This window comes from Pleomorphovibrio marinus, from assembly GCF_003347495.1.
Classification (GTDB): domain Bacteria; phylum Bacteroidota; class Bacteroidia; order Cytophagales; family Cyclobacteriaceae; genus Pleomorphovibrio; species Pleomorphovibrio marinus.
The window spans coordinates 345,452-371,578 of the sequence record NZ_QCXY01000004.1 but is presented as its reverse complement, the minus strand read 5'-3'; the positions used below and the strand labels follow the sequence as shown (position 1 = coordinate 371,578).

General features: G+C 42.8%; 18 protein-coding genes. 10 read left to right on the top strand and 8 right to left on the bottom strand.

The window, feature by feature from the left end; translation table 11 throughout:
* The first annotated feature begins 231 nt into the window (after nucleotides 1–231).
* Nucleotides 232–1,194 carry a glycosyltransferase family 2 protein gene (locus tag DB520_RS13105; RefSeq protein ID WP_114750167.1) on the top strand — a complete coding sequence of 321 codons (963 nt, stop codon included), beginning with the start codon at nucleotides 232–234 and terminating at the stop codon, nucleotides 1,192–1,194.
* On the opposite strand, the gene DB520_RS13100 is transcribed toward DB520_RS13105, so the two are convergent.
* The 5 genes from DB520_RS13100 to DB520_RS13080 all read right to left on the bottom strand — a co-directional run bounded on the left by DB520_RS13100 (nucleotide 1,178) and on the right by DB520_RS13080 (nucleotide 8,321).
* On the bottom strand, nucleotides 1,178–2,449 hold the full coding sequence (locus tag DB520_RS13100; RefSeq protein WP_317047762.1) for a M16 family metallopeptidase: 1,272 nt from the start codon (nucleotides 2,447–2,449) through the stop codon (nucleotides 1,178–1,180). The two genes, DB520_RS13105 and DB520_RS13100, sit on opposite strands and share 17 nt — an antisense overlap.
* Complete coding sequence (porV, locus tag DB520_RS13095; protein ID WP_232834974.1) at nucleotides 2,449–3,594, bottom strand: type IX secretion system outer membrane channel protein PorV; 1,146 nt, start codon at nucleotides 3,592–3,594, stop codon at nucleotides 2,449–2,451. The genes DB520_RS13100 and porV overlap by 1 nt, the downstream gene beginning before the upstream one ends.
* A gap of 68 nt (nucleotides 3,595–3,662) precedes the next feature.
* Complete coding sequence (gene porU, locus DB520_RS13090; protein WP_157972070.1) at nucleotides 3,663–6,929, bottom strand: type IX secretion system sortase PorU; 3,267 nt, start codon at nucleotides 6,927–6,929, stop codon at nucleotides 3,663–3,665.
* Nucleotides 6,913–7,617 carry a CDP-diacylglycerol--serine O-phosphatidyltransferase gene (gene pssA, locus DB520_RS13085; protein WP_114750163.1) on the bottom strand — a complete coding sequence of 235 codons (705 nt, stop codon included), beginning with the start codon at nucleotides 7,615–7,617 and terminating at the stop codon, nucleotides 6,913–6,915. Before pssA ends, porU begins: the two co-directional genes overlap by 17 nt.
* Nucleotides 7,614–8,321, bottom strand: coding sequence for an MBL fold metallo-hydrolase (locus DB520_RS13080; protein ID WP_232834958.1), 708 nt, complete (start codon nucleotides 8,319–8,321; stop codon nucleotides 7,614–7,616). The genes pssA and DB520_RS13080 overlap by 4 nt, the downstream gene beginning before the upstream one ends.
* On the opposite strand from DB520_RS13080, the gene DB520_RS13075 reads away from it, so the two are divergent.
* Genes DB520_RS13075 through DB520_RS13065 form a run of 3 tightly spaced genes read left to right on the top strand, consistent with a single transcriptional unit; the run spans nucleotide 8,320 to nucleotide 13,884 of the window.
* Nucleotides 8,320–9,372: an NAD(P)/FAD-dependent oxidoreductase gene (locus tag DB520_RS13075; protein WP_114750161.1), complete on the top strand. Its 1,053-nt coding sequence runs from the start codon at nucleotides 8,320–8,322 to the stop codon at nucleotides 9,370–9,372. The genes DB520_RS13080 and DB520_RS13075 overlap by 2 nt on opposite strands.
* A gap of 29 nt (nucleotides 9,373–9,401) precedes the next feature.
* Nucleotides 9,402–12,983, top strand: coding sequence for a PD40 domain-containing protein (locus DB520_RS13070; RefSeq protein ID WP_114750160.1), 3,582 nt, complete (start codon nucleotides 9,402–9,404; stop codon nucleotides 12,981–12,983).
* A gap of 22 nt (nucleotides 12,984–13,005) precedes the next feature.
* On the top strand, nucleotides 13,006–13,884 hold the full coding sequence (locus tag DB520_RS13065; RefSeq protein WP_114750159.1) for a YicC/YloC family endoribonuclease: 879 nt from the start codon (nucleotides 13,006–13,008) through the stop codon (nucleotides 13,882–13,884).
* Here DB520_RS13065 and DB520_RS13060 read toward each other — a convergent pair.
* Nucleotides 13,867–14,250, bottom strand: coding sequence for a DUF2237 family protein (locus DB520_RS13060; RefSeq protein ID WP_114750158.1), 384 nt, complete (start codon nucleotides 14,248–14,250; stop codon nucleotides 13,867–13,869). The two genes, DB520_RS13065 and DB520_RS13060, sit on opposite strands and share 18 nt — an antisense overlap.
* 206 nt (nucleotides 14,251–14,456) lie before the next feature.
* The gene (locus DB520_RS13050; RefSeq protein WP_114750156.1) at nucleotides 14,457–15,530 is read right to left on the bottom strand and encodes an alpha/beta hydrolase; all 1,074 of its coding nucleotides are present in this window, start codon (nucleotides 15,528–15,530) and stop codon (nucleotides 14,457–14,459) included.
* A 255-nt stretch (nucleotides 15,531–15,785) separates the two neighbouring features.
* On the opposite strand from DB520_RS13050, the gene DB520_RS13045 reads away from it, so the two are divergent.
* Genes DB520_RS13045 through DB520_RS13035 form a run of 3 tightly spaced genes read left to right on the top strand, consistent with a single transcriptional unit; the run spans nucleotide 15,786 to nucleotide 19,102 of the window.
* Entirely contained in the window at nucleotides 15,786–17,027 is a 1,242-nt protein-coding gene (locus tag DB520_RS13045; protein WP_114750155.1) for a polysaccharide deacetylase family protein, read from the top strand.
* Between the two features lie 10 nt (nucleotides 17,028–17,037).
* Nucleotides 17,038–18,048, top strand: coding sequence for a Gfo/Idh/MocA family protein (locus tag DB520_RS13040; RefSeq protein WP_114750154.1), 1,011 nt, complete (start codon nucleotides 17,038–17,040; stop codon nucleotides 18,046–18,048).
* A gap of 22 nt (nucleotides 18,049–18,070) precedes the next feature.
* The gene (locus DB520_RS13035; protein WP_114750153.1) at nucleotides 18,071–19,102 is read left to right on the top strand and encodes a Gfo/Idh/MocA family protein; all 1,032 of its coding nucleotides are present in this window, start codon (nucleotides 18,071–18,073) and stop codon (nucleotides 19,100–19,102) included.
* Nucleotides 19,103–19,266: 164 nt separating this feature from the next.
* Here DB520_RS13035 and DB520_RS13030 read toward each other — a convergent pair whose 3' ends face one another.
* Nucleotides 19,267–19,689, bottom strand: coding sequence for a hypothetical protein (locus DB520_RS13030; protein ID WP_114750152.1), 423 nt, complete (start codon nucleotides 19,687–19,689; stop codon nucleotides 19,267–19,269).
* Between the two features lie 310 nt (nucleotides 19,690–19,999).
* Between DB520_RS13030 and DB520_RS13025 the strand changes: the two genes are divergently transcribed.
* The 3 genes from DB520_RS13025 (at nucleotide 20,000) to DB520_RS13015 (ending at nucleotide 25,992) form a co-directional block, all read left to right on the top strand.
* Nucleotides 20,000–21,877, top strand: coding sequence for a heavy metal translocating P-type ATPase (locus tag DB520_RS13025; RefSeq protein ID WP_114750151.1), 1,878 nt, complete (start codon nucleotides 20,000–20,002; stop codon nucleotides 21,875–21,877).
* A gap of 167 nt (nucleotides 21,878–22,044) precedes the next feature.
* Nucleotides 22,045–24,516, top strand: a complete 2,472-nt coding sequence (locus DB520_RS13020; RefSeq protein WP_114750150.1) for an ATP-binding protein — start codon at nucleotides 22,045–22,047, stop codon at nucleotides 24,514–24,516.
* A 93-nt stretch (nucleotides 24,517–24,609) separates the two neighbouring features.
* Nucleotides 24,610–25,992: an NAD(P)/FAD-dependent oxidoreductase gene (locus DB520_RS13015; RefSeq protein ID WP_114750149.1), complete on the top strand. Its 1,383-nt coding sequence runs from the start codon at nucleotides 24,610–24,612 to the stop codon at nucleotides 25,990–25,992.
* Nucleotides 25,993–26,127: the final 135 nt, after the last annotated feature.

Here is a 26,127-nt window from a genome sequence, read left to right as displayed (position 1 = left end):
CCTTCCCCCATTCCCCTTAATTACCAGGATTCGGGGAATCCCACATGATGAAAATCAAAAAGCTGCGTGACGTTTTCGTCATGCTTGACTTCATCATTTTAGGATAAGGGCATTTGTGCCATTTCTTTTTCCTTTTCGAAAGTCAGGAAATTAATTTTACTAAACTGATGAATATGGCTTTTTTTTGTAAATCTACAAGTGAAAGTGGTAAATAGAAAATCTGTTTTTCTCATGGACAACCCTTTAGTAACTGTTATTTGCACTTGTTATAATCACGCCGATTACGTGTTTGACTCCCTGAATAGTGTGGTGAATCAATGCTATTCGCCTTTGGAGTTAATCATCATCGATAATGCCAGTTCTGACAATTCCAGGGAAGTAATCCAGAATTGGCTTTGGCTGCATGACTATGTTAAACCATTACATGTGTTTTTTCATGAGGAACCACTGGGATATTGTTCCTCTTTCAATAAGGCCCTCTTCAGCAGTACCGGAAAATATGTAGTTGACTTGGCCGCCGATGATATTCTGCTGCAAGAGCACATAACGAAAGCGGTACATGCCTTGGAGAAGTCCCATTCTGGAGCTTATTTTTGCAATGCCCTGTTGAAAGGGACAAATGGTGATCAAAAGTATTTTTATAAGGTGGGGGAGGATGGAAAAGCACTTGAAGCCGTTCCACAAGGGGATATGTATGAAATCTTGGTCAGAAGATATGCACTGTGTTCCGCGACATTGGTATTCAGGTCTATGGCCCTGAAAAAGATGGGCGGCTATGATGAGAGCCTTAGTTATGAGGATTTTGATGTAATGGTGCGCATGGCAAGAAGCCACCGATTTGTTTATGGGGATTGGGTAGGGGTGGAAAAACGCATACTTCCGCAATCCTACTCTTCCACACAGTACCAAGCCAGGCATTCTGTCATGTTGCCTTCCACCTACATGGTATGTAGAAAAATACAATTGATAAACCGAAGTGCCAAAGAGCAAAAGGCATTGCTGGAAAGGGTGATGCATGAATCCAAACATGCACTGGCTTCAGCAAATTTTGAAACTGCCGGGAAACTACTTGAATTGGCAAGGGAGCTAAATGCCAACAACTTACGATACTGGTTTTACCTATTTTGGCAGGCATCCAAGGTGGACCTCTCCTTTTTTTACAGAAAATGGAATTCCCTTAACTTCCGACGATAACTTCTTTGATGCGGTTTTCCTGTAAGTATTTTCCTCCTACCGTACTTACCTCCTCAGGGTCAAAGGTCTTTATATACTGAAGTTGCTTATTATAAAAGTCAAAATCTAACCCTTGATGGTGTACCCTCTTGAATTTCCCCATAAGATCAAAAGCTGAACTAAATTCAGACAAGAAACTTCCAGTCATATAGTTCCTTAAGGTTTCCAATTCTTCTCCATATAAGGGGGTATTTGCAAGTATTTTCAGTTCCTTATAGCATTCTGCTATTACCTCTTCAGCATGCCCTTTTTTCACATCTGCCATTACCATCCAGTAATCGTTTTTGGAAATACTGCTTAGAAAACTATAGATTCCATAGGTATATCCTTTATCTTCCCGGATGTTCTTGATGATCCGGCTCCCAAAGTACCCTCCATAGGTGGTATTAAAAACCCAAAGCGGAAAATAATCGGGATGCGATTTGGGAAGGGCCAAAACCCCCAATCGCATGCTTTCCTGCATGGCCTGGGGCCTGGGTTCTATCATCCTTTTACCCGGAAAAGGGTTTATTTCGCCAGCCCGTTGATAGTTGTCTCTAAAGGGAAGGTCCTCAAAAGTCTTTTCTAGAGTTTGCAATTCCTCCTCTTCAAGGTCCCCGGTGACAAATATTTCGGGAAGGATGCGGAAATGATCTTGATAGTAAGCCCTGATTTTGTCAGCGCTGATGCCGTCCACGTGTGCTTCAGTAGCCGTATAGCCAAAAGGATGGTTCTCCCCAAAAAGTGCTTGCCGGATCAGTTGGTTTGCCCTGCCAGATGCCTGTTCCCTTTGCAGGGCAATGCCAAGTTTCTTTTGAGATTTTCGTTTTTTAAGTTCTTTCGGTGGTAAAGTTGCCTCTGTAAACAAGGCGCGAAATACCGGTAGGACATTGTCAAACCGTTTCTTGGTGGAGAGAAGGGAAAGTCCCTGTCGGTCATGGCCCACATGAACCTCTACTTCTGAGGCGTAATAATCAAAAAAATCATCCAATTCTGAAGAGTTCATTCCTTTAATTCCTTCCAGGAGCATGTTTAGGGTAAAGAATGGAACCAGTGCATCTTCAGCTACATAACTGGAATTGTGTAGGGGCATGATTACCTCACACTTAATGGCTTTTATACCGGGAGTGGGTATAAAATACAAAGGGACACCAGTTTTTAGTGTCCGCTTTATGGGTGCTTTCAGAGATATCGGATCTGGAACCTTTAGCTCAGGGCCTATCGAACGGTCAAGCATTATCTCTGTACATTATATGCGAGTGAAAACCTCAAGGTTTCTGCCAAGGGATGGTTTTGCATTTGGGGAACTAAATAGGAAAAGTCAAAACCAAGTCGCTGCCACTTAAAGCCCACTCCCATAGTAAAATAGCGCCTTCCCCCTTTTCTGGGGTTTTCGTAAAAGTACCCTGTTCTTACTGCAAATTTATCATCGTAGTCATACTCCACCCCAAAAGAGACCATTACTTCCTGAAATTCCTCCCTGATACCTCCAGGGGCATCAACAAATGAACCGAACATCCCACTTAGCAAGGGTCTATTTGGGTCCCTACCGCCATTGGGAGCAATTATGGGGTTACCATCCCCATCCGTTACTATTTGTCCATTTTCATTTTCCTCATAAATGGGAGGGGTAGGAACCATCAATTTGTTAAAGTCTAAGGCAAAAGTGATATTGTTATAATCATCCATTGGGATTTTCAGTGCAGTACCGATCCTGAAATTTGTTGGAAGGTAATCCAAGTCATCTGCACTGTTGTAGGTAATCTTGGGGCCTATATTGGAAATATTTGCTCCCCAGGACCACAAAGACTCTCTGCCAGATACCAAAACCTCCGTATTATAATAAATGCCTACATCTGTACCCACACTTACTCCGGGCCTACTTTCATTTCCTCCAGCTGAAGAGATATTACCCGATAGGTTGGAATGGATAAAACGAGCAGATATGCCCAAGGACAAGTTGTCGGATAGCTTACGAGCATAGGTGCCTCCAATGGCTATATCCCTGGGGTTGAAATCCCCGAGTTCGTTTCCCCATTGGTCGGTAAGCTGTATGGAGCCCATATCGAAATACCTCAAGTCTATTCCAAAGGTGGAGACATTGTCAATGCGTTTATATCCGGTAAGATAATTCAGGGACATGTCAGGCACTAACCTTCCCAACCAAGGAGAATAAGAAACCGAAAATCCAATGTCATCTTCTACAAAGGCCAGTTTACCTGCATTCCAATGCGCGGAATTGGCATCTGCGGAGGTGGCTACTCCCACGTCGCCCATGGCCGAATGCCTGCTATCCGGGGCAAAATTCAAAAAGGGCACCGCGGTGGTAATAACCCTACGGTTGGGGTCTTGCCTGGATAAGGTTACTGAATTTTGAGCCATAAGCTGAAAAGTAAACAGGTATAGGATACCTGAAAAAATAAATTTGTCAATAATAAATCTTGGTGCGTTCATTGAATAATAATTTTACCACCTTTTTGGGCAACACTGCCGTCAGCTTCAGATTGCAATTCCACCCTGTAAAGATAAGTCCCTTTTATCGGATAATTTGTTTTGTTATGCAAAAAAAACCACTCCAACCCATCAAGTTGAGCCGTAGCGTTAGGAAAACGCCTGACCATTGAAAATATTTCATGACCGCTAACAGAAAATATGCGTAAATTCGCAACTAAATTCTCACCTGCCCTGTTGTGCCACCATTTAAAGCGGATTTTTTCGGATGCGGGGTTTGGGTAAGCTGTAAAGGATTCCAGTATAATTTTGTCACTGCCTCTCACCTCAATTTGGAATCTTTTTTCGGAACGGTTCCCTAGATTGTCAAATGCTTGTACCCTTACTTCGTTGATACCTTCTTCCAAACCCCTAAGTTCGAAGTCTGCAATCCCTACCTTATTTCCACCCTCCAAAGCATAAAAGTAGTTGCCGAAATATTTCGGAGAATCCTCATTTAAGGTTAGGGTGAGTTGCTGGGCGAGGTTAAGGGTGGAGATATTTATCCCTGCCTTATCTTCAAAACCAAGGATTAACCTTACCTGCCTAGAAGAGGTGGTGAATTCATTGCGGCTACTGTCCTGCACAAACACGGAGATTTGCGGGCCTTTTTGATCCACTTCTGGGTGGGCATAGGTGCCACCAATCAGCAGCCGTTCCGCTCCCATTGCCTCCCTGTTTCCCGTACTCTCTTTCGCAAAAATACGGACTACCCCTTTTTCGTGTTGAAATTGGATTTGTTTTGGCATTAGCAACTCAGAAGTAAACTGCCCGTTTTTTACACTTCCTTTACCCCTGAAAAGGTACACATTGGGCTCTGAAAAGGTGGTTACGGGACTTTCATCCCCTAACGTCTCCAGCTGTATGGGCTTATCCGCAATGCTCAATTCATATTTTCCCTCAAAATTGTCTATCAAGGCACCTGTCAAGGGATCCAGGATGCGACCCTCCACTCTTATGCGCTGCATGGCTTTCAGGGTGTCCACCTTAAGTTCCATTTGGACGTCCTGCAATTCTTTCGGCTGGGCCTGGTAAGAGGGAAGAGGTATCCTAAGTGATGGATCCCCCAATAAGGAAAAGTTCCGGTTGAGGGGCCCATTTAGGCTGTTGTTTTTGGTAAGCATGAAAATCTCCCCCAAGCTAAGGTATTCCCCTTCTGCCTTTGTAAAGACCGCCTCAATAAATGCCTTGTTTAAAGAAAAATTGATACTACTGAACACTGGCCTTCCTGTGGTGAGCAGGCCTATTGCTCCTTTTCCAGAGGCAAAAAGCAAGTCTTCTGCACCTGAGCGGATAAAGGGACTGTCATGCCTTCCAAATTCACAGGTGGCCGTTACGAAGATGGGTAATTTCACGTTTTCGGGCCAATCTTTGATATCTGCCGCAGTAATGATCTCTTCTGCCGTCAAGGTAGTCTCATTGCCATGCCCAATGAAGTTAATAAGTGCCCCTCCCTCTTTCACCCATTCGAGAATGGACTCTTGGGCTTGTGGCGAGCGTTGCGCATTGCCTACATTTACCTGCTCGAACCTGTCCAGGTACACTTTTTCCAACACAAACTCCGGATGGTTTTCGGATAGGTAGCTTGCATGGCTCTCCGCATCCCTTAAATGGATGTTGTTGTCCCCGTCATCCGCAATCAGCATGACCTTTCTTTTCCAATCCCCTTTGGTAAGGCTGGGGTTTTCGTAGGCAATGATCTTATTCACTATCTCTCGTGCTTCTGCCACAGTGGTGGCGGGGATTCTCCCTACCCCTATGGACAATTTCAGGTCTCCTTCGGTATTTTCTCCCCATTCTCCCTGTCCATATTCGACAAAGCCAAAATAATCATCCGAACTATAGGTGGTCAAAGGGTTTAGACTGGAACGTGAGGTATAGGTAGGCACCAAATTGGGTCGTCCTCCCAACTTTCCTTTATAATCAAAGGTACCTTTTCCAAAAAACAGGACGTTTTTCAGGGTGCCATATTGATGATGATGGTCTGCAATAAAGTTTCGAATGGCACTGATATCCGGGTTGCCATTGGCGTATGCGTCATAGATTTGCTGCACTTCCACTACCTGGGTTGGCAGGCCTTTTCCAGTTTTGTGATTGGCGAGCCGCTGGGCTTGATTCTTTAAAAGTGGAGGAGCGATGATCAACAAGGAAACCTGGGAAGAATTTTGTGCTAGCGCCTGGTCTATGGAAGTGGGTCTGGGAATGGCAGGTGTTGCGGGCTCACTGAACATTGCAACTTTTTTGACCTCCTTGGGAATAACACCTTCTTTTACTACTTGGGGTGAAAAAAAATCACTTACATCCCAAATCTCTAAACCAATACCCTGTGGTAGGTAGGAGAGTTTTTCTGTTTTCCAACGATAATAAGTGCCATAGGTGGCATCAGATAGTTTTCGTGGCAACCCCACCAGCAAATGCTTAAGGTATCCCATTCCATTTCTGTCTGAGGTGCTTAAGCCTACTTGAAGGGAAATGGAGCCTGTTGTCACTGAAGGAGGATAACCTCCTATCCTTCCCTCCCTTCCTTTTATGCCATAGGTGGTATTTGGGATAGGGGCTATGGCAAGGGACTTCCAATTGTCCCCATTGATATTTATAGAGAAGGTGGCTTCAGAAAGGGACTGAGATAGTAGGGTGGCTTGAAGATACATTGGGTAATCGGGATCACCCTGCCCTTCAAACCCTATAGTGGCACTTTGTCCATTCAGCATCCGATACCCATACCAGCTCCTGCCTGAGCTCAATAGGTTTACCTCTTCTTTTTTGTGACTGAGCAGTTCATACCAAACAGCTTCTTGGGAGGTTTGCGCTGGAGAAGCATTTTGGGAAGCTTGGTTGCTTTCCAGTCTAAGGACATTTTCTTGGCCTGTTTTGATTCCGTAATACAAGGTATCGGTATACAGGTGTGGGCAAAAGACAGGGCCATCCTCTTCTAAATGAACTTGATCTGCGGCGGTAAGAAAGAAATAGAGCACCTCATCTTGGAGCAGGGAGGGAATCTGCCTTCCCCCGAAAGCGGAACTGTCCAAGGTTTGCGGTATCATTCCAGGGTAGCCATAAATAGCCAGTTTTTCCAGTGCTCCTAAGCCCCAATCTTCGGCTTGTTGGGAAGTAATTTTGTAAACCCCTTCCTTAAAAATGGGGAATTTGTAGGATTCCTGTGCCCAACCATGTTTCGTTAAGCAAAAGAAAATCACTGTCCAAAGTATGTTAGCCCGTAAATTCACCCGGTGTTAGCCAGTTTTCAAGCAGAGAAAATAAAATATAAAGAAGGATCACAAAGGGAATGCCTCCAATCCCAACTATCAAAACGCTAATAAGGCCTAAAACCATCACCAGGTACCTATAAATATTTTGCATCAGCGAAAAATTTTTAAATTTTAGAGCTATAAGCGGTATTTCCGCAGTAAGCAAAAAGGCGAACAAAAGGGTGATTACCATGAAAACCACAGGATTAAGCAAAATGGGCTTGGTCCAGGGAACCGCTTGCATCAGCTGAGGCAAGGTGCAAAAAAAAAGTGCATTTGCCGGGGTGGGAAGGCCTATAAACCTTTCGCTCTGACGGGTGTCCACATTGAATTTCGCAAGGCGTAATGCGGATTGTGTCCCAATAAGGAAGGCAATGTAAGGTGTGTAAGAGGATGTGCTGATTTCTTTCAGCATCATAAAAACCATAAAGGACGGTAAAACCCCGAATGTCACCATATCTGCAAGTGAATCCAGTTGTTTTCCAATTTCACTATGAGCCGAAAGCAGCCTTGCCACCAGTCCATCCAAAAAATCGAATAAAGCAGCCAGTAGGACCACATAAGCAGCCCATTGGATTTTTCCCTGAATCACCAGGTAAATGCCTATCATTCCTGCAAGTAGGTTGAGGCAGGTAATGGCATTGGGTATGTGGCTTTTGATGTTCAAAATCTTGCCAATTTTCCCACAAAGGGGTTGCTGTCTTTTTCTTTTCCAATCTGTGTACTTGGCCCATGTCCGGGATACACCTCTACCTCATCCGGAAGTTCAAAGAGGTTTTTTTTAATGTAACGCAAAAGAGTATCATGATCTCCTCCAGGCAAATCAGTTCTACCTATACTTCCATCGAAGAGGGTGTCACCTGCAATACAAACCTTACTGGGCTCATGATAAAACACCAAGTGGCCAGGGGAATGACCCGGTACAAAAAGGGTTTTAAGAGCCACTTTCCCAAATTTGATCACTTCACCTTCACTAATAAAGTGATCGGGTTGACTTGGTTGGTAATTGGCAAAGCCATAATTGCTTGCATAAGCAGGTATGGATTCCAAAATAGGAAGTTCATCCCGGTGAAACCATAACGGTATATCATATGTGGTTTTCACGAAGGCGTTTCCCAATACATGGTCAATGTGGCAATGGGTATTTAGCAATTTCACCGGCACAAGTCTATTTTCCTTTATGAACTCCATTAGTGCCGCCTTTTCGGATTTTTCATGACAGCCAGGGTCTATGATCACGGCTTCTTTGGTCTCATCATAAAGGACATAGGTGTTTTCCATGAAAGGATTAAAAGTAAAGGATTTAATCTGCATAGCATAAATCGTTGAATGATGTATCAAAATAACGACAATAGAATTAATTTTGGGCATGAAAGTAGATTTTTTACTCATAGGTCAGGGATTGGCCGGGACTGTATTATCCTATAGACTAATAAGCCAAGGAAAATCCGTGCTGTTGATTGATACCCCTAGGGAAAATTCCAGTAGCAGGGTAGCGGCAGGGCTATATAATCCCATCACCGGCAGAAAAATGGTAAAGACCTGGCAGGCAGATATACTTTTTAAGGAGATTGAACCGTTTTATTCACATCTGGAAAAATTGCTAACGAGCAGGTTTCTTTACCCAACACCAATTTACCGACCTTTCTTGTCCATAGAAGACCAAAATGAATGGATGGGAAAAAGTGCAGATCCTCAATACAGAGATTATTTGGGCGAAATTCATACCCAAAGTAAGATTGAGGAGGTAAACGACCCCTATGGAGGGATTTTGCTGAATCATTCGGGATACCTGGATATAGGAAGTCTATTGGATAAATACGGTATTTGGTTATTAGAGGCAGGAAGACTTAGGCAGGAGCTGTACGAAGAGGATAAGCTGACCCTTTTTGAAGGAGGGCTTACCTATAAAGACGTAGAAGCAAAGGCCATTGTATATGCAAATGGAAATCAAGCCAAAAACAGCAGGTTTTTCTCCTTTCTTCCATTCAGTCCGGTAAGGGGGGAAATCCTCACTATCCGGCAAGGGTTGGACTCCAATTGCATCATCAACAGAGGTGTCTTTAGGATAGAGCTACCCGATGGGACAAAAAAATTGGGGGCAACTTATGACAGGATAGACCTGGAAGCTGGAGAAACTGAAAAAGGGAAAAAGGAATTATTGGAAAAGTTAGCAAATCTAATAAATTTGCCTGTAGATAAGATTCTAAAACATCAGGTGGGCATACGGCCTGCGACCCGTGACAGAAAGCCCTTTTTGGGTAAACATCCGCACCACAATCAAGTTTATATCTTTAATGGTCTTGGTGCCAAGGGAGTTTCACTTGCACCCTATTTCAGTAAAGAAATGAGCGATTTACTCCTAAAAAATCGGGAACTGCAAAAAGAAGTAAACATCAATCGTTTTTTTAAGTATATTTAAAAGATAGGTTCACACATGAAGGAAAGTAAATGAAATTGAAATTTATCACCCTATTAGGTTTAGTCCTTTGCTTCTTTTATTCCGGATCGGTGATGGGACAATTTGACCAAGAGCGATTTGGGAAAAACAGGATTCAGCATACCCCCAAGGATTGGTACATGTTTACCTCCAACAACTTTGAAGTCTATTACTATGGAGGGGGAATGGCCAATGCTAGAATGGCAATTGATTTCTTGGAAAGTGAATTCGATCGCTTAACCCAAACCATAGGGTATGTGGCATATACAAAGCCTAAAATTTTCATTTACAATTCCCACCAAGAACTTTTAGAAAGTAACCTAAATCTAAATGACGACAATTTCACTGTAGATGGGCAAACCTACTTTTCCAAACTTTTGGCGGAGGTGGCTTATACAGGATCCTGGGAATCTTTTAAAAAAGAACTGCTTTTTCACACCTCGAAAATAATTATTGAAGAAATGCTGTACGGTTCCAGCATTTCGGATGCCTTTCAGTCTAACCTTATCAATAATTTCCCGGATTGGTTTATTGATGGTGCCGCAATGTATCTGTCTCATGGTTGGAGCATGGAAATGGACGACTTTGTAAGGCATTACTTGGATGATAACGAAAACCCTAGGATTTGGAGGCTGCAAAAGGAAGAGGCGGCATTGGTAGGTCAATCCATTTGGAACTTTATTGTAGAAAGGTTTGGTAAAAGATACATTTCTAGTATCCTTAACCTTAGCCGAATTAACAGGAATGAGGAAAACAGTATCGCCAATACACTAGGAAGAAGGTTTAGGGATTTTTCCACCGAGTGGAGGACCTTCTACACCGGTCTGAACGACCAAGTATTGGACAATTTTAAAAGTATCAACGAAAGCAATATTATAAATGCTACCAGGAACAATAAATATGGCTCTATTTCTCAAATTAAATTCAGCCCGGACGGCAAGAACTTGGCTTATGTGCTTAATAATGATGGACGTTACCGGGTAATTATCAGGGATTTAGGAACAAATAGGGAAAGAACAATTTTTAAAGGTGGCTACTCGGCCTATGACCAAAGAGGGGACTTCTCTACCCCTGCTATCGCTTGGAGGGACACCTTGAACCTGGTTATGGCCGGATTTAGAAGAGGAGTCACCACCTTGAGGATGAGGGCTATTGATGGGAGTAGTCAGGATAAAATCTATTTAAGAAACATCACCCAAATTTTAGAGCTAAACTTCGCCCCCAACGGGAGAACCATGGTGATGTCTGCAATTTCCAATGGAAAAAATGACCTATACTCCCTGAATATGCGGGGCCAGGGGAGGAGAATCACCAACGATGTTTTTGATAATAGGACTCCCATTTATCTAAACGATTCCACCATAATTTACGCATCTAACAAAACTGACTTGCCGGATAGCCTCCTCCAAGGAAATATAGATGTAAATAACCTTCCGGATTATTACAACCTTTTTCAACTTGATCTTGGGGATTCCTTGGTGCATACCAAGCTTACAAATGTCAACCACATCAATATTTTACCCAGGGTGCTAAACAGCACCACTGTGCTGCACCTCAGTGAACAAAGCGGAATCATGAACCTGATGCGATTTAGTTTGGGCAATAATGTTAGCAGTCAGGTTTCGGCATTTAATAAGAGTTTGGAATCCTTTGATTACAATCTTTCTACAAATAAATGGGCTTATGCAGTGAGAGATGGGAGACAGAGCCAACTGGTATTGGAGAATTTCCCTAACATAGATCAGTTTACTCCAAGTACCCCCAGGTTACAACTTCAACAGGCAAAGCTTTTGAATGAAAGGATTTCTTCTAGGAGAATCCAAAGAGACGACGAAGATGAGGAACTCGAAGACGATCCACCAACTCAGGAAGAAATTATTGATGCGGATACCATTGAAATCGAGGAAGATCTGGAGGACATGATGGTAGGTGGAGATACTCTTACTAGTCAAGCCCCTGAACTTTCACCCGAACAGGGAATGGAACCTAGTGAAGCTGACACCACAGTTCTAGGTGTAGACCTGGAAAGCTTACTGATCGGCGGGGCAAGGCCTTCCCCCAGTCCAAGGCCTACTGCTCCACCAACTACAGCGCCTGATACTACGGAGAGTCCATCTATAGAAATTCCTGAGGAAGGATTAGAAGAACAAATTGCTCAGGACACAGTACCCAGCCCAGAGATGACAGGTACTATAAGCCTGGATAGGTTGCGGTTTGAAAGAGAGGGGGGGATAGATACGGACAGCTATACCTTTGACACCATACCTTCCATTATGGACACCCGACAACGGTCCCAGCAGCAAGCTCAGCAAAGAGAGCCTCGAACTCCTTCTGGAAGGAGTGATATCCTGGATGCTTTTAGGCAACAGACTATGGTGAAAAGGGTGCAGGGACCAAGGAACTATACGCCTTTGTTTTCTACCTCCAGTCTTAACACCAACTTTGTGGTCGACCCATTGAGGGGTTTCGGTATTAATCTGGAAGGTAGTATGAGAGATCTCCTGGATAACCATTCTGTGCAGGGAGGTATCATGGCCTCATTGGATTTCCAATCTGGAAGTGATGTTTATTTTGAATACGAATACCGTAAGAGCAGGATTGATTTGCGGGGAAGGTTTGACCGTAGATCCATTAGAAGGGATGAGGGAGACCAGAATCGCCAGCGATATGTTCTTACCAAATCAGAACTGGGAATTTCTTATCCCTTCTCCGTAAGCACCCGCTTTTCCCTTAGTCCTTTTGTGGCTAAAACCCAATTTTTCAACCTGAATCCAGATTCTGTGCTAAGAGGGTCTGACGGCCCCCAAAACCGTTTTGACGTAAATTATGCTGGGGGCAGGGCAGAAATTATTGTAGATAAAACCCGCCTTTTGGGCTTGTACATGGAACAAGGGTTTAAGGGTAAAATCGGCATGGTGCATTATCAAGGCTTGAACCATTCTGAGAGATCCTTTAGTAATGCATTTGTGGACTTGAGGAATTACCAAAAGATCCACAAGAATATTACCTTGGCAACCAGGGTTTTTGCCGGAAGCTTTTTTGGGCAAAACCCACAAAGATATCTTGTAGGAGGAATGGACAATTGGCTTTTCAATGAATTTCATCAACCTCCCAGCAACCGACCAGAGGTTTCCCCTGTCAGGAACCAGGCTGGAGTGGAGAACACCAATATTCTTTTTGCCGAATTTGTTGACTTGAGGGGTTATAATTATGACGAGATACGGGGGAGTAACGTGATCACCTTCACTTCCGAATTGAGAATACCCCTATTCTCCTACTTATCCAGGGGTAATATAACCTCAAACTTCATTAGAAATTTCCAACTCGTAGGCTTTTATGATGCGGGATCTTCTTGGACCAACAATCCACCTTGGGAAAGGGTAAATGACCAGAATACGGAGGTAATCAGTACAGAGGGTTCACCCTTTTTGATTACACTTAATAACTTTAATAACCCTTGGCTTCAAAGTTATGGTGCAGGCTTGAGGACTGTGCTTCTAAACTATTATGTAAAATTTGACGCGGCTAGACCTATTAGGAACTATACCACGGAGAAAACCCGGTTTTATGTGACCTTAGGTTACAACTTTTAATGGTCAATAGGTATATTGCGGCATGATAAAATCAATGACGGGCTACGGGATGGCCAATTTTGAGGATGATTTCAACATTATTCACGTGGAAATCAAGACTCTTAATTCGAAATTTTTAGACCTAAACATGAAATATCCGAAGCAATTTTCGGATAAGGAAATTGAAATCCGTAACCTGATAGCCGAACACCTGGTGAGAGGTAAGGTAAGTCTTTCCATAGATTTTACCACTAAAGATAGCAATGAACTTCCGGTAACCATTAACCAGGGGTTGTTCAATGCTTATGTAAAAACCTATAAAAACCTGGCGGAGCAAATTGGAGAGGCGGAAACGGAGATTTTCAAGTTGGCACTGCAGTCCCCAAATGTATCCGTTACTAATCCAGAAAAATCCCAACATCCGGAGGAATGGGAAGCCCTGAAGAATCAACTACTTATTGCAATGCAAAAGTGCAATGAGTTCAGGGAGGATGAGGGCAGCTCCCTATTGGTGAAGCTGGAAGAAAATACCCAAGAAATTATCGCCAGGCTGGAAACGATCAAAGTGGAGGAACCAAGGCGAAAAGAAAAGATAAAAGACAAAATCAAAAACCACTTCAAAGAATGGTTGGATGACCTCGAGATAGACCAAAACAGGTTTGAGCAGGAATTAATCTATTACTTTGAAAAACTGGATATTACGGAAGAAATTGTCAGGCTAGAAACTCACCTGAACTATTTCAAAAAGGTTTTGGATTCCGGACAGGGACAAGGAAAAAAGCTGGGATTTATCAGCCAAGAAATGGGCAGGGAGATAAATACCATTGGCTCCAAGGCCAATGATGTGAAAATCCAGCAAGAAGTGATTCAAATGAAGGACGAATTGGAAAAAATCAAAGAGCAGTTACTCAATATCCTTTGAATCCTTTTCTTTTACTGCATATTTGACCAATTCCTCAAGAGGAACGTAACTCAGAGTTTTTTCATGGGTGGCCTCCAATACCACCTTTGGAGCAACTCCTGCCTGATAGGCCTCCAGCCATCTGCTGGCACAGAGACACCACCTGTCCCCAGACTTAAGTCCTGGAAACTGGAAAACAGGATTTGGGGTGATTAGGTCATTGCCCATACTTTTACTAAAATTAAGGAATTCATCTGTCATCACCGCACAAACCGTATGGGTACCAAAATCATCCTCACCGGTTTCACAGCATCCATCCCTGAAATACCCGGTAATTGGGGATTTGCTGCATACCAACATTTGTTCTCCAAAAACATTTTTTGCCATTATTCCATCAATTTCTGTTTAACTCACCAACTAAGTTACTCAATTTATATCTAAATGAAATCGAGCATGGCGAAAACCTTACACATTGGGAGGCTCCACCGATAGCTATCGGGCTATCGGGGCAATGCCCCACATACCACCTGCAGGATAAAAAAAAGGCGCCCTGGCATTTAAACCTATCTGAAGCCGAAGGGAAAGCCGTAGGGCTATTTAAAGTGGCTTCTTAAAAAAGCCTCAACAATATCCAGTGTTCCTTCTGTCCAAAATTCATAGGATCCATGGTCGGCATCTTTCAGCATATAAAAAGTATATTCTTTACCCAAATCCTTCATAGCGTCGGCAAGCAACTCACTTTGATTAAAAGGAACCAACCTATCCCTATTGCCGTGCATGATTAGTAGGGGAGGGATACTTTTTGCTTCATCGAGATAGGTGATTGGATTACTTGCTTTTACCAATTCCGGATGTCCCATAACATTTTTACCTCCGATAAGTAATCCTTCCGGACTTTCTGGTGACACGTGATCCATTGTAGAAGGTACGGCATTCATTTTGGCTATGTCCGTGGGACCAAAATAATTTACAATTGCATTCACTTTTGAGGAGTAGTCACTGTAATCATCCGTATCCAAGTCCTCTTTATCTTCAGTGACTCCTACCATTACTGCTGTATGCCCTCCAGAAGAGGTGCCCCAGAGAAACAGCTGATCAGGGTCGATGTCAAATCTTTCTGAATTTTTCCTAATAAATCGAATTGCGGTTTTGACATCTTGAACTTGGGCCGGAAAAGGATGATATGGAGGAATGTCCGTGGCCCGGTATTCCACGATAAACACGGTGAATCCCCTTTCCGCAAAAGCACTCAATTTTGGTATAGACGCATATACATTTTGTTTTTTCCAGGCAGAACCAGGGACAAACACCAAGGCCGGCATTTTCCTATTATTCATGTCCCTTGCTCGAATTACCTGCAAATGCAGTGGGTTATCCTCTCTATTGATGTATTCGACATCCTTTTCATAACTGATCTGTGTGCTTCTGCTAAATTCAATAAGCTCACGTACATTATCATGAGTGGGTACTGCGGCAGGGAATTCGAGCGTGGTATTGGCTTTAATGGGTGGAATATATATATCCTCTTGACCTGCTTGCCCAAAAACACAAACATTGGGGAACAACCATGCTAAACCTATCCATATAAATAGGCATGATATTGTCTTTTTTTTCAAGGAAGGATTACACGTGATGGTAATTTTCCAGCTTGCATTGATGTTTTTCATAGTGTCTCTTAGGATGTAATTTTTTTTTCAACAGAAAACTTTTTTCACGAGGAAAAGTAAGAGGGGATATTATTTTCCTTGTTTGTGGATGATACTTTAAAAGTCAGGTTTTCCATTCTTGCAATTTAACCATAACCAGTGGCCTGCCCCTCATTCATATTGATCATTTTTTCATTGCGCCTTACTCCTAATTTAGCTAAGTTTATACATCGTAAAAAATTTGCTGGTTTTATTTTCAATGTTTAATTGCCCAAAATGAACGCAAGACTGATTTGCATGGCACTCCTTTTTAGTGCGACTTCCCATATTTTCACTTCCCATGCACAAACCCCTGATTTTCCTTGGCCGGATGGCAAGAATATGGCTTTGAGCCTAACCTTTGATGATGCGAGGGGGAGTAATATCCTAAATGGCATACCCCTTTTTGACGAATTTGATGTGAAGGCCACATTTTTTCTGGTGCCCAATGCAGTGGAGAAGGAATTGGCAGCTTGGAAGGCTGCCGCAGAGCATGGTCATGAAATGGGCAACCATACTTTTGAGCATCCCTGCAGTGGAAATTTCCCTTGGTCGAGACACAAAGCATTGGAGAATTACACCTTGGGAAAGATGGAAGCCGAATTACTTAAAGCCAGTGAATGGCTGGAGGAAAACCTTGGGACAAAACCAAGGGTTTTTGCCTATCCCTGTGGACAGCCATATGTAGGTGCGGGTCTGCATCAGCAGAGTTATGTGCCACTTGTGGCAAAGCATTTTTTGGCAGGAAGGAACTGGTTGAATGAGGCTCCGATTGACCCCTTTTATGGAGATTTGGGGTTATTGAATGGCATGGAAATGGACAATAAGGATTTTGATGAAATACTCACCCATATTAACTCGGCCAAAGAAAATGGCCAATGGCTCATTTTGGCTGGTCATGATATAGGGGATGAAGGCAGGCAAACCACCTACCTACAAATGCTTAGGCAGTTAATGGAATATGTGCGGGAGGAGGAAAATGGAATCTGGCTTGCACCAATGGGTGAGGTAGCAGAATATGTAGCTGAAACACGCAAAGCCATGGAGGATACGGTTAATATACCTTCTTTAGTAAGGCCCGATGAGAATGGTCGATTCGTATTGACCGCCGAAAAGGGAAGAGGGGTTGGTCCAAGGATAGAATACATGGCGGATTGGAAAGCATTTGGATGGTTCACGGGAAAAGACCAGGTGGAGTGGGAAATTGAAGCACCCAATTTCGGCAAATACCAGGCTATCCTCGAATGGTCTGTATCCGATGAAGAAGCAGGAAAAACCTTTGTTTTTGAAACCCAGGGTCAGCAGCTCGAGGGGATAATTAAACCTTCCGGAAGTTGGGAGACCTTTAAGACCGTTAACATTGGAGAACTATATTTAAGGAAAGGATATAATAAATTGATTTTTAAGCCCAAAGAGGATTTTGGAAGTGAAGGTGCACTTCTTGACCTTAAAGAAATAATTCTACAGCCTATACGCTAACCTTTTTAAAATGAATCTAAAAGAGCATAAATTAACAAAAGTAAAATGGGGAGTTATCGGTGTTGGTGATGTTTGCGAGAAAAAAAGCGCTCCTGCCATGCAGAAGATTAAAAACTCCGAGCTGTTGGCTGTCATGCGCAGGGATGGGGAAAAGGCCAGGGATTACGCAAATAGACATAATGTCCCTAAGTGGTATGATGATGCGGATCTTTTGATCCAAGACCCGGAAATCAATGCCATTTACATAGCAACTCCCCCATACGCACATCTTTCTTATGTAAAAAAGGCCGCCGCTGTTGGGAAGGCCATTTATGTGGAGAAGCCAATGGCCAGAACATATGCTGAGTGTAGGGAAATGATTGAAGTCTGTGAGCAGGCTGGCGTCCCCCTCTTTGTGGCCTATTATCGTAGAATGCTACCTAATTTCCTAAAGCTCAAATCATGGATCATGGAAGGTGCTATTGGAGAAATCCGACATGTGCAGGTCACCATGCGCCAGCCCTTGCATCCGGATGTGGTGGCTCAGGTCCAGGACAATTGGAGAGTGGATCCGGACCTTTCAGGAGGTGGGTATTTTTACGACCTGGCCTCTCATCAACTGGATCTACTGGATTACCTATTTGGCCCTATTGAGTCTGTGGATGGGATTGCGAGGAACCAGGCAGGGCAATATCCTGCTGAGGATTTTGTGACAGGAGTATTCGGTTTTCAAAATGGAATTGTGGGCACGGGTTCATGGTGTTTCACCAGTTCCAAAACTTCCAGAATCGATCAGACTCAAATTATTGGCTCAGAAGGAGAGATATCCTTTCCTACTTTTGATGGATCCTTTATAGAAATGAAAACCGACAGGTTTGGTGAGCAGAAACTTAACTTTGAGATGCCAGATCATATCCAATACCCCCTCATTGAACGGGTGGTAGAGACACTTTTGGGGAGGGGAGATTGCCCAAGTACCGGGCAAAGCGCCGCCAGGACGAACTGGGTAATGGAGGAAATGACTAAAACCTATCAACCATAAAACTATAAACAGATCTTATTTCATGGAAAAGAAGAAACTACGTTTTGGGATAATCGGTACAGGAGCCATAGCAGGAATGCATGCAAAGGCAATAGAGGCATGTGAGGGCAGCGAGCTAGTAGGAGTTTGCAGTAGCTCGGTGGATAGGGCAAAACTGGCCGAAGAAAAATTTTCAGTACCTGCCTATTCAAGTGTAAAGGAGTTTTTGGCCAATGGTAACATAGATGTAGTGGCAATTTGCACACACAGTGGAAATCACCTGGAACCGGCATTGGAGGCTGCCAAGGCGGGTAAACATATTTTGTTGGAAAAGCCCATTGAAGTCAGCTTGGCCAGGGCAGATGAATTAATTGCAGCTTGTGAAGAGGCCGGGGTTAAACTTGGGGTAATCTTTCAAAATCGCCTTAAGCCTGGCTACCTCCATTTGAAGAAAGCTGTAAAAGAAGGTCATTTAGGCAAGTTATTATTGGGAACTGCCGCTATTAACTGGTATAGAGATCCGGATTATTACAACAGCAGTGCCTGGAAGGGGACAATCTCCGGAGATGGAGGAGCTGCATTGATCAACCAAGGGGTTCATACCATTGATTTATTGTTGGATATTATGGGTCAGCCTAATTCTGTTTTTGGTCAGGTAAGAACGATGGTGCACGATATAGAAGGAGAAGACCTGGGGGTTGCAGTGGTAAACTTTGAAAGTGGTGCCTTGGGAACCATTACAGGGGGCACCTCCCTTTATCCGGGAAGTCCAGAAAGGTTGGAGATCTATGGGGAAAAGGGTAATGTGGTCTTGGAGGCTGGTGAAATTACCACCTGGAACGTGAAAGGATTGAAACCTGAATCTGTAGATAACAAGATAGGGGGATCCGGAGCTTCAGATCCAATGGCTATTGACTATAGACTTCATTTAGGACAAGTCCAAGACATGGTTGATGCTATTCTTGAGGGGAAAGACCCAATGGTGACGGGAGGGGATGCAAGAAGGTCCCTGGCATTAATATTAGGTATCTACCATTCTTCTAGGGAAAACCTGATGATAGATTTAACTAAATAAAAAAGCAGACTTTATACTGAGTTATAATTCTTTAATATAAGAAGAAAAATGCTTTAATACATTCATTTTCAGGGTGATCTATTATTCTATAATTACTATTAACTTTTATTAAATAAAAAATCCAACCTGTTGACAGGTTGGATTTTTTTATAGCATTTTAGGAATTACTTCCCATCTTTAATCCATTTAATCAGGGTTTGATAGGTTAAATCTTCCTGTCTAGCAAAATCGGCTTTGCTTACATTTTGCTTTTCTGCCTTGAACCATTTCTCTAGAATACTGGATTTTTCAGCATCAGAATAGGTTTTTCTTGTTCGGGTTCCAGGTTTTTTTGTGGAACCCTCTATTCCGTAAAGGCTGCTTACTAGTTCTATTAATTTGTTAGCATCTCCTTTAGATTCCACACCTAACTGCTTGAGGTCTTCCAGTGCTGAATCGTTAATGTTTTTCACTTTTACTTCTTTCCCACTTTTGTACGCATCTTCTACAGACTTATACCTTTTACCATCTGCATCTTCATATACGAAGGGTGATTCGACACTGGATAAATGACTGTAATCTTTGATAAAATCTTTGATTGTGCTCATTATAGTTAATTTAGTTGGTGAAATTAAAACACACTTTGTTTATACAAATGTATACTAATGTATTAAGCAATACAAATAATTTGTTAAAATATATTTGATTAATTTCATTAAAAAGTTAAAACCAATTCTATATCCTTTATTCAGTTTAGGTGTGAGGTTAAAAGTAAAAGCCTAGCTGTTGCATTGACACAATGAGCTCATATTAAATAATAAATGTAAGAGTATCCAAGTTTGTGTTTTCTTTACTAATTTTCAGTTTCTTTATTCTAATCAAATGGAAATTCTAAGGGTAATGGTTATATTGTAGGGTATGGGAAAAAGCAGGGATTTAAGAGTCTTTTTGATTACGTATTGGGCAACTTTAACCTGCTCTTTCTTGCTATTTGCCGGGTTATTGCTGGATTATTTTGAGGTGTCTTGGTTTGTAGCTGAGCTTAGGCTTTTTTGGTATTTATTGGCATACTTTATTGTTGGGAAAGATGTAGTACTATCTGCGATTAAACTTTTATTTAAAGGAGGTGTATTTAACGAATTTTTCCTAATGTCTTTAGCCACTTTTGGGGCATTGTATCTTGGGGAGTATGCAGAGGCAGTAGCTGTCATGCTATTTTATACAGTCGGAGAGCAGATTCAACATAGGGCTGTACACCGTGCCAGAAAAAACATCAAGGACCTATTGGACCAAGGCCCGGAGGAATTGACACTGCTGCATGATGAAGGCACTATAAGTAAGCCTGCAAAGCAGGTGAGTATAGGAGAAACGGTAGTATACCGACCTGGAGAAAAGGTGGCCTTGGATGGTATTTTAATGGGAGAGGAGGCTGCCTTTGATACCTCCAGTAGTACTGGGGAATCAATGCCCAAACGTATTTCACCAGGAGATTCTGTATCTGCCGGATTTCTAGTGTTGGATAAATCCATACATGTGGAAGTTACCCATAAATGGGATGAAAGTGCCACCGCCAAAATCGTGAAAATGGTGGAAACTGCCGCCGAACGCAAGTCCAAATCTCAACGTTTTATTCGGGCTTTTGCCAGGGTTTATACCCCTATCGTGGTGATGGCTGCCATATGTCTTGTTTTTCTTCCCTCCTTGTTGCTGGATTATTATGATTTTGAGCTTTGGCTATACAGGGCGATGGTATTTTTGGTGATTTCTTGCCCCTGTGCACTGGTGATTTCCATTCCATTAGGGTATTTTGGGGGGCTTGGGGCTGCTGCAAAAAATGGTATTTTCTTGAAGGGTGCTAATTACCTGGATGTTTTGGCCAAGGTAGACACCATGCTTTTTGACAAGACGGGCACTTTGACAGAAAAGAAATTTGAAATCAGTCATATTAGCTTTAACGAGGGGCCGCTTTCATCTGAAGAGGTGGAGAAAGGTGTGTTTACCATTGCCTCTCATTCCTCTCATCCCATTTCCCAAGCCATTGCTAAAAGATTGGACAAAGGTAATTCAGATGGAAAGGTAGGGATTACCGAGGTTGCTGGATTGGGATTGCGTGCTACTTTAGGAGAAAAGGTCTTTTTGCTGGGTAACACAAAGTTGCTGCAAAGGGAGGGCGTAACTATTCCTGAGCATATGGAGCTAAAGGAAAATTCATGGACCGGTGTGGCAGTAGATGGCGTTTGGATGGGATATTTTTCCGTTAATGAGAAAATTAAAAAGGAGGCGTTTGCCACCCTCCTAAAATTAAGAGAATTGGGAGTGCAAAAAAGTATGATTCTTTCTGGAGATTCCCCCTCCAAGGTGGAGTGGATGAGAAATGCACTGGAAATGGATCAAGCTTTTGGAGGCTTGTTGCCTGAGGATAAGCTACGGCTGTTGGAAAAAGAAAAGAAGACCTCCAAAACCTTGGCTTATGTTGGTGACGGCATCAATGATGCACCAGTTCTCACACTGGCCGATGTTGGGATTGCCATGGGGCAGTCAGGTACGGATATCGCAGTGGAGGCGGCCGATGTGGTGATCCAAGATGATAGTCTGGAGAAAATTCCTCTGGCCATTGGGATTGGAAGAAAAACCAGGGTTATTGTTTGGCAAAACATTCTCTTGGCTTTAGGTGTCAAACTGTTGGTATTGGCCTTGGGCGCCTCCGGAATGGCTTCTCTTTGGGAGGCTATTTTTGCCGATGTAGGAGTAGCACTTCTAGCAATTGGGAACTCCATAAGGGTGAAAAACATATGATTTAATCAGGTTTATTAATTTCAAATTTTGTTTTATGTATTTGATAGTCAAAAATAAAATTGTGATATAAATGATTTATAATAAGAATAAAAAATTCTTACATTTGTAGCCGCAGGTATATTATTTTTCAGATGCTGGCTTTCTGATTATTGTTTTATTAATGTGTTATGGAGGATCTGTGGTTGGAGGAATCGGAGCTTAGCCTTAGGAAAGTAACGGAATCCTATAAGAGTTTGCTTGTAAAGGAAGATAAAGAGTTAAATGACCTGACGAAAATGGCGCAGACACTTTGTCAAACCAGCATTTCCGTCATTTCTATTCTAGACGATAATACCCAAAATTTATTTCAGCCACAAGGGATGTCACCCATGGAAATGGGTAGAGATCAATCCTTCTGTGCATATACTCTTGACTTTGGTGGGCAAGTTTTTGAGGTATCTGATGCGAGGAAGGACGAAAGGTTCAAGGATACCATTATGGTCCATAAGGATCCGAAGGTGGTGTTTTATGCAGGGGCACCTCTGGTCACTGAAGCTGGGCATTCTTTAGGTGCTCTATGTGTGATGGACCGTATTCCCAGAAAACTATCAGAGGTTCAACTGGAAGGCTTGAAAGTGCTTGCCAGACAAGTTGCGGGCATGCTGGAGTTAAGGAAAAAAACCGAAACCCTGCATCGCCTCAACCAGCAATTGCAGTCAAAAAATGAAGAACTGGCCCATTTTTTTGAAGTAGCCCAGAGTCTTTTATGTGTAGCAAGTGCAGATGGTAGATTTATCAAGCTAAATTCCAAGTGGGAAATGACCTTGGGTCATTCTTTAGAAATGCTGGTTGGAAAACCTTTTATGGATTTAGTCCATCCCAGCGATTATGTCGCCACCCAGAAAGCTATGAAAATGCTATCTTCTGGTCAAAAAGTGGTCTTTTTTTGCAACAGGTTTAGAAGGGCAGATGGGGAATTTAGGCACATTGAATGGAACGCTTGTCAGAAAGAGGGGCTAATCTATGCGGCTGCCCAGGACATCACTGATGCCCAATTGGCAAGGGAGGAACTGCTAAGAACCAAGGATCTTCTGGAGCAGGCCGGCAGCCTGGCCAAAGTAGGTGCCTGGGAATTAAATCCCTTTGATTTCACACAAGTATGGTCCAGGGTTACCAAAGAGATTTATGCAGTAGAGGAGAACTTCGTGCCAAGTCTTGATTTCGCCATTGCCTGCTTGAAAGGAAAGAGCCATCGCAGAAAGCTCAAAACGGCAATTGAGCAGGCCGTAAATTTCGGGAGTGAGTTTGACCTGGAGTTGTTGCTAAAGCCCAAGGAAAAGGAGGAAAAGTGGGTAAGGGTAATGGGGAAAACGGAGCGTAAATGGGGGCTTTGTGTCCGTGTCTTTGGCACGATACAGGACATTACGGAAAGAAAGCTGAATGTACAGGAATTACAGAAGGCAAAGATCAAGGCGGAATCCGCTAGCAAGTCCAAGTCGCAGTTTTTGGCCAATATGAGTCATGAAATCCGCACTCCACTAAACGGGGTGATAGGGTTCACCGATTTATTGATGAAAACCCCTATGGATGATGTACAGCGAAAATACGTGGAGAATGCCAATACTTCAGGCAAAGCCTTGCTGGAGATTATCAACGACATTCTTGATTTTTCAAAGATCGAAGCAGGGAAATTAGACTTGGAACTTATTGATACCGACATTAAGGTCCTACTGAATGAAACCATAGAAATCATCAACTTCCAGGCCAAGGAAAAAGGGTTGCAACTTGAATTGTCCCTACCTGATGACCTACCAGATATTGTCAAGGTGGACCCCGTTAGGTTAAAGCAAATCCTAATGAACCTTTTGACCAATGCCATAAAGTTTACACCTAAGGGCCGGGTAGAGCTGGAAATTAGGTTTTATCCCTATAAGGACACTTTTGCTAAATTCGTATTTGTGGTAAGGGATACGGGGATTGGAATTTCCCTGGATCAGCGAAAAAACCTTTTTAAGGCCTTTTCTCAAGCGGATGGATCCACCACACGAAAATTTGGGGGTTCTGGACTCGGATTGGTGATTTCTAACTTACTCGCTGAAAAAATGGGAGGGCACATTCATTTGGAGAGTGAGGTAGGAGTGGGTTCAACTTTTTCATTTGCGATATCTACCCATTATCTCTACCAAAAAACAAAAACCAATAAGCCAATTTCCAAGAAGAAGTTCGAACATAAATCACTTCAGCCCCTAAAGGTTCGTAAAAGGGTTACCATTTTGGTGGCCGAAGATGTGCCCTTGAATATGATGTTGGTTAAAACACTGATTGGCCAGCTTATACCCCAGGCAAAGATCCTAGAAGCAAACACGGGATTGCAGGCTGCGGAGATAGTTGGGAGAGAAAAAGTGGATTTGATCCTAATGGATATACAAATGCCCGAGATGGATGGAGTGGAAGCCACCCGTTCAATCCGAAATATGGGTAAAGAGGAAATTAGGGACCTTCCAATTATAGCCCTAACTGCAGGGGCCTTGAAGGAGGAAAGAGAAAAATGTTTGAAGGCTGGAATGCAGGACTTTTTGGTTAAACCCATTCAAATCAACGCACTCTCTTCCGTTTTAAGCCGATACTTTATTGACTCTTCCGAAATGAGCCACTCCTAAAAGAACCCTCCATTACTATTTGCTGAGTTTATTTACGGTAACAAAGGATTTTCTGTTATTATTGCTTAACATTGTTTGGGAAACCTTAATACAATGATCGAAGCAGCCAACTATTGCAATCATTCCAGGGACAGGCATATAGTCATAATTGGCAACGGTATTTCCGGGATCACCTGTGCCAGAACCATCAGAAAAAGGGATCATCACGCCAAAATCACCATCATTTCGGGGGAGTCCCAGCATTTCTATTCCCGAACTGCCCTTATGTATCTGTATATGGGTCACATGAGATATGAAAACGTCAAACCCTATGAGGATTTTTTCTGGGAAAAAAACAGGTTTTCCCTTATTCATGACTGGGTGACAAAAGTTGACCTGGCTGAAAAGAAACTTTTTTTTAAGCAATCCACAGACATTACTTACGATATATTAATAATAGCCACTGGCTCCATACCCAAGAAATTTGGCTGGAAGGGAGAGGAATTGTCCGGAGTACAGGGCTTTTATGGGCTACAGGATTTGAATGAAATGGAAGTCAATACCAAGGACATAAAGCATGCGACGGTAGTGGGTGGCGGGTTGATTGGGATTGAATTATGTGAAATGCTTCATAGCAGGGATATATCTGTAACCTTTTTGGTGAAGGACAAGCATTTTTGGGGCTCTGTGTTGCCGGAAGAAGAAGGAAGTTTAGTGGACAGGCACATTAGAGAACATGGGGTTGATCTTCGTTTGTCCACCACTATGGAAGCAATGGAAGGTGAGGGAAATGGCAAGGTTTCCCGCATCAAAACCGATAAGGGAGAAACCATAAACACCCAATTTGTGGGATTGGCTATTGGGGTGACCCCGAATGTTGCCCTCTTCCAAAACACCTCTTTGGAGATAGAGACCGGAGTTCTCGTGGATCCCTATTTTAGGACAAATATCCCCAATGTGTTTGCCATTGGGGATTGTGCGGAATTCAGGGAAAAACCCGATGAAAACAGGAAGAATATTGAACAAGTTTGGTACACAGGAAGGATGCATGGAGAGACTTTGGGGTACAACCTCACCTCCGACAAGGCACATACCTACCAACCTGGAGTTTGGTTTAATTCCGCCAAGTTTTTTGATATTGAATACCAAACCTATGGAAAAGTACCAGCCACTTTGGAGGAGAAAATGGGAAGCTTTTACTGGGAACACCCCAATGGCAAAATTGGGTTTAGGATCACGTTTGATGCCAAAACCCAGGCAATCTTGGGAGTTAATGCCTTGGGATTAAGGGTAAGCCACGAATTCTTCGATTGTGCAATTAATAATCAGTGGAAAATTAATAAAGTAATGGCGAGGCTTAATGAAGCCGATTTCGATCCTGAGTTTTTCGATTCCCACATCACTTCTATCCTTCAAGCATATAATCATCGATTTGGTACTCAGATTACTCATAAAAAACTCTCCTTCTGGAGTAGGTTAACCGGAACATCACTATGAAATCGAGTAGGAAGAGTATATCACATGTAGGAATGATTAGGAATCTTGCGAGATTCCTCCAGAGCAAATCCGCTGAAACAAGTTCCCCGAAACGAGTTCGGGGCAAGCAGGGGCAGGCTACCCCGACCTGCGGTG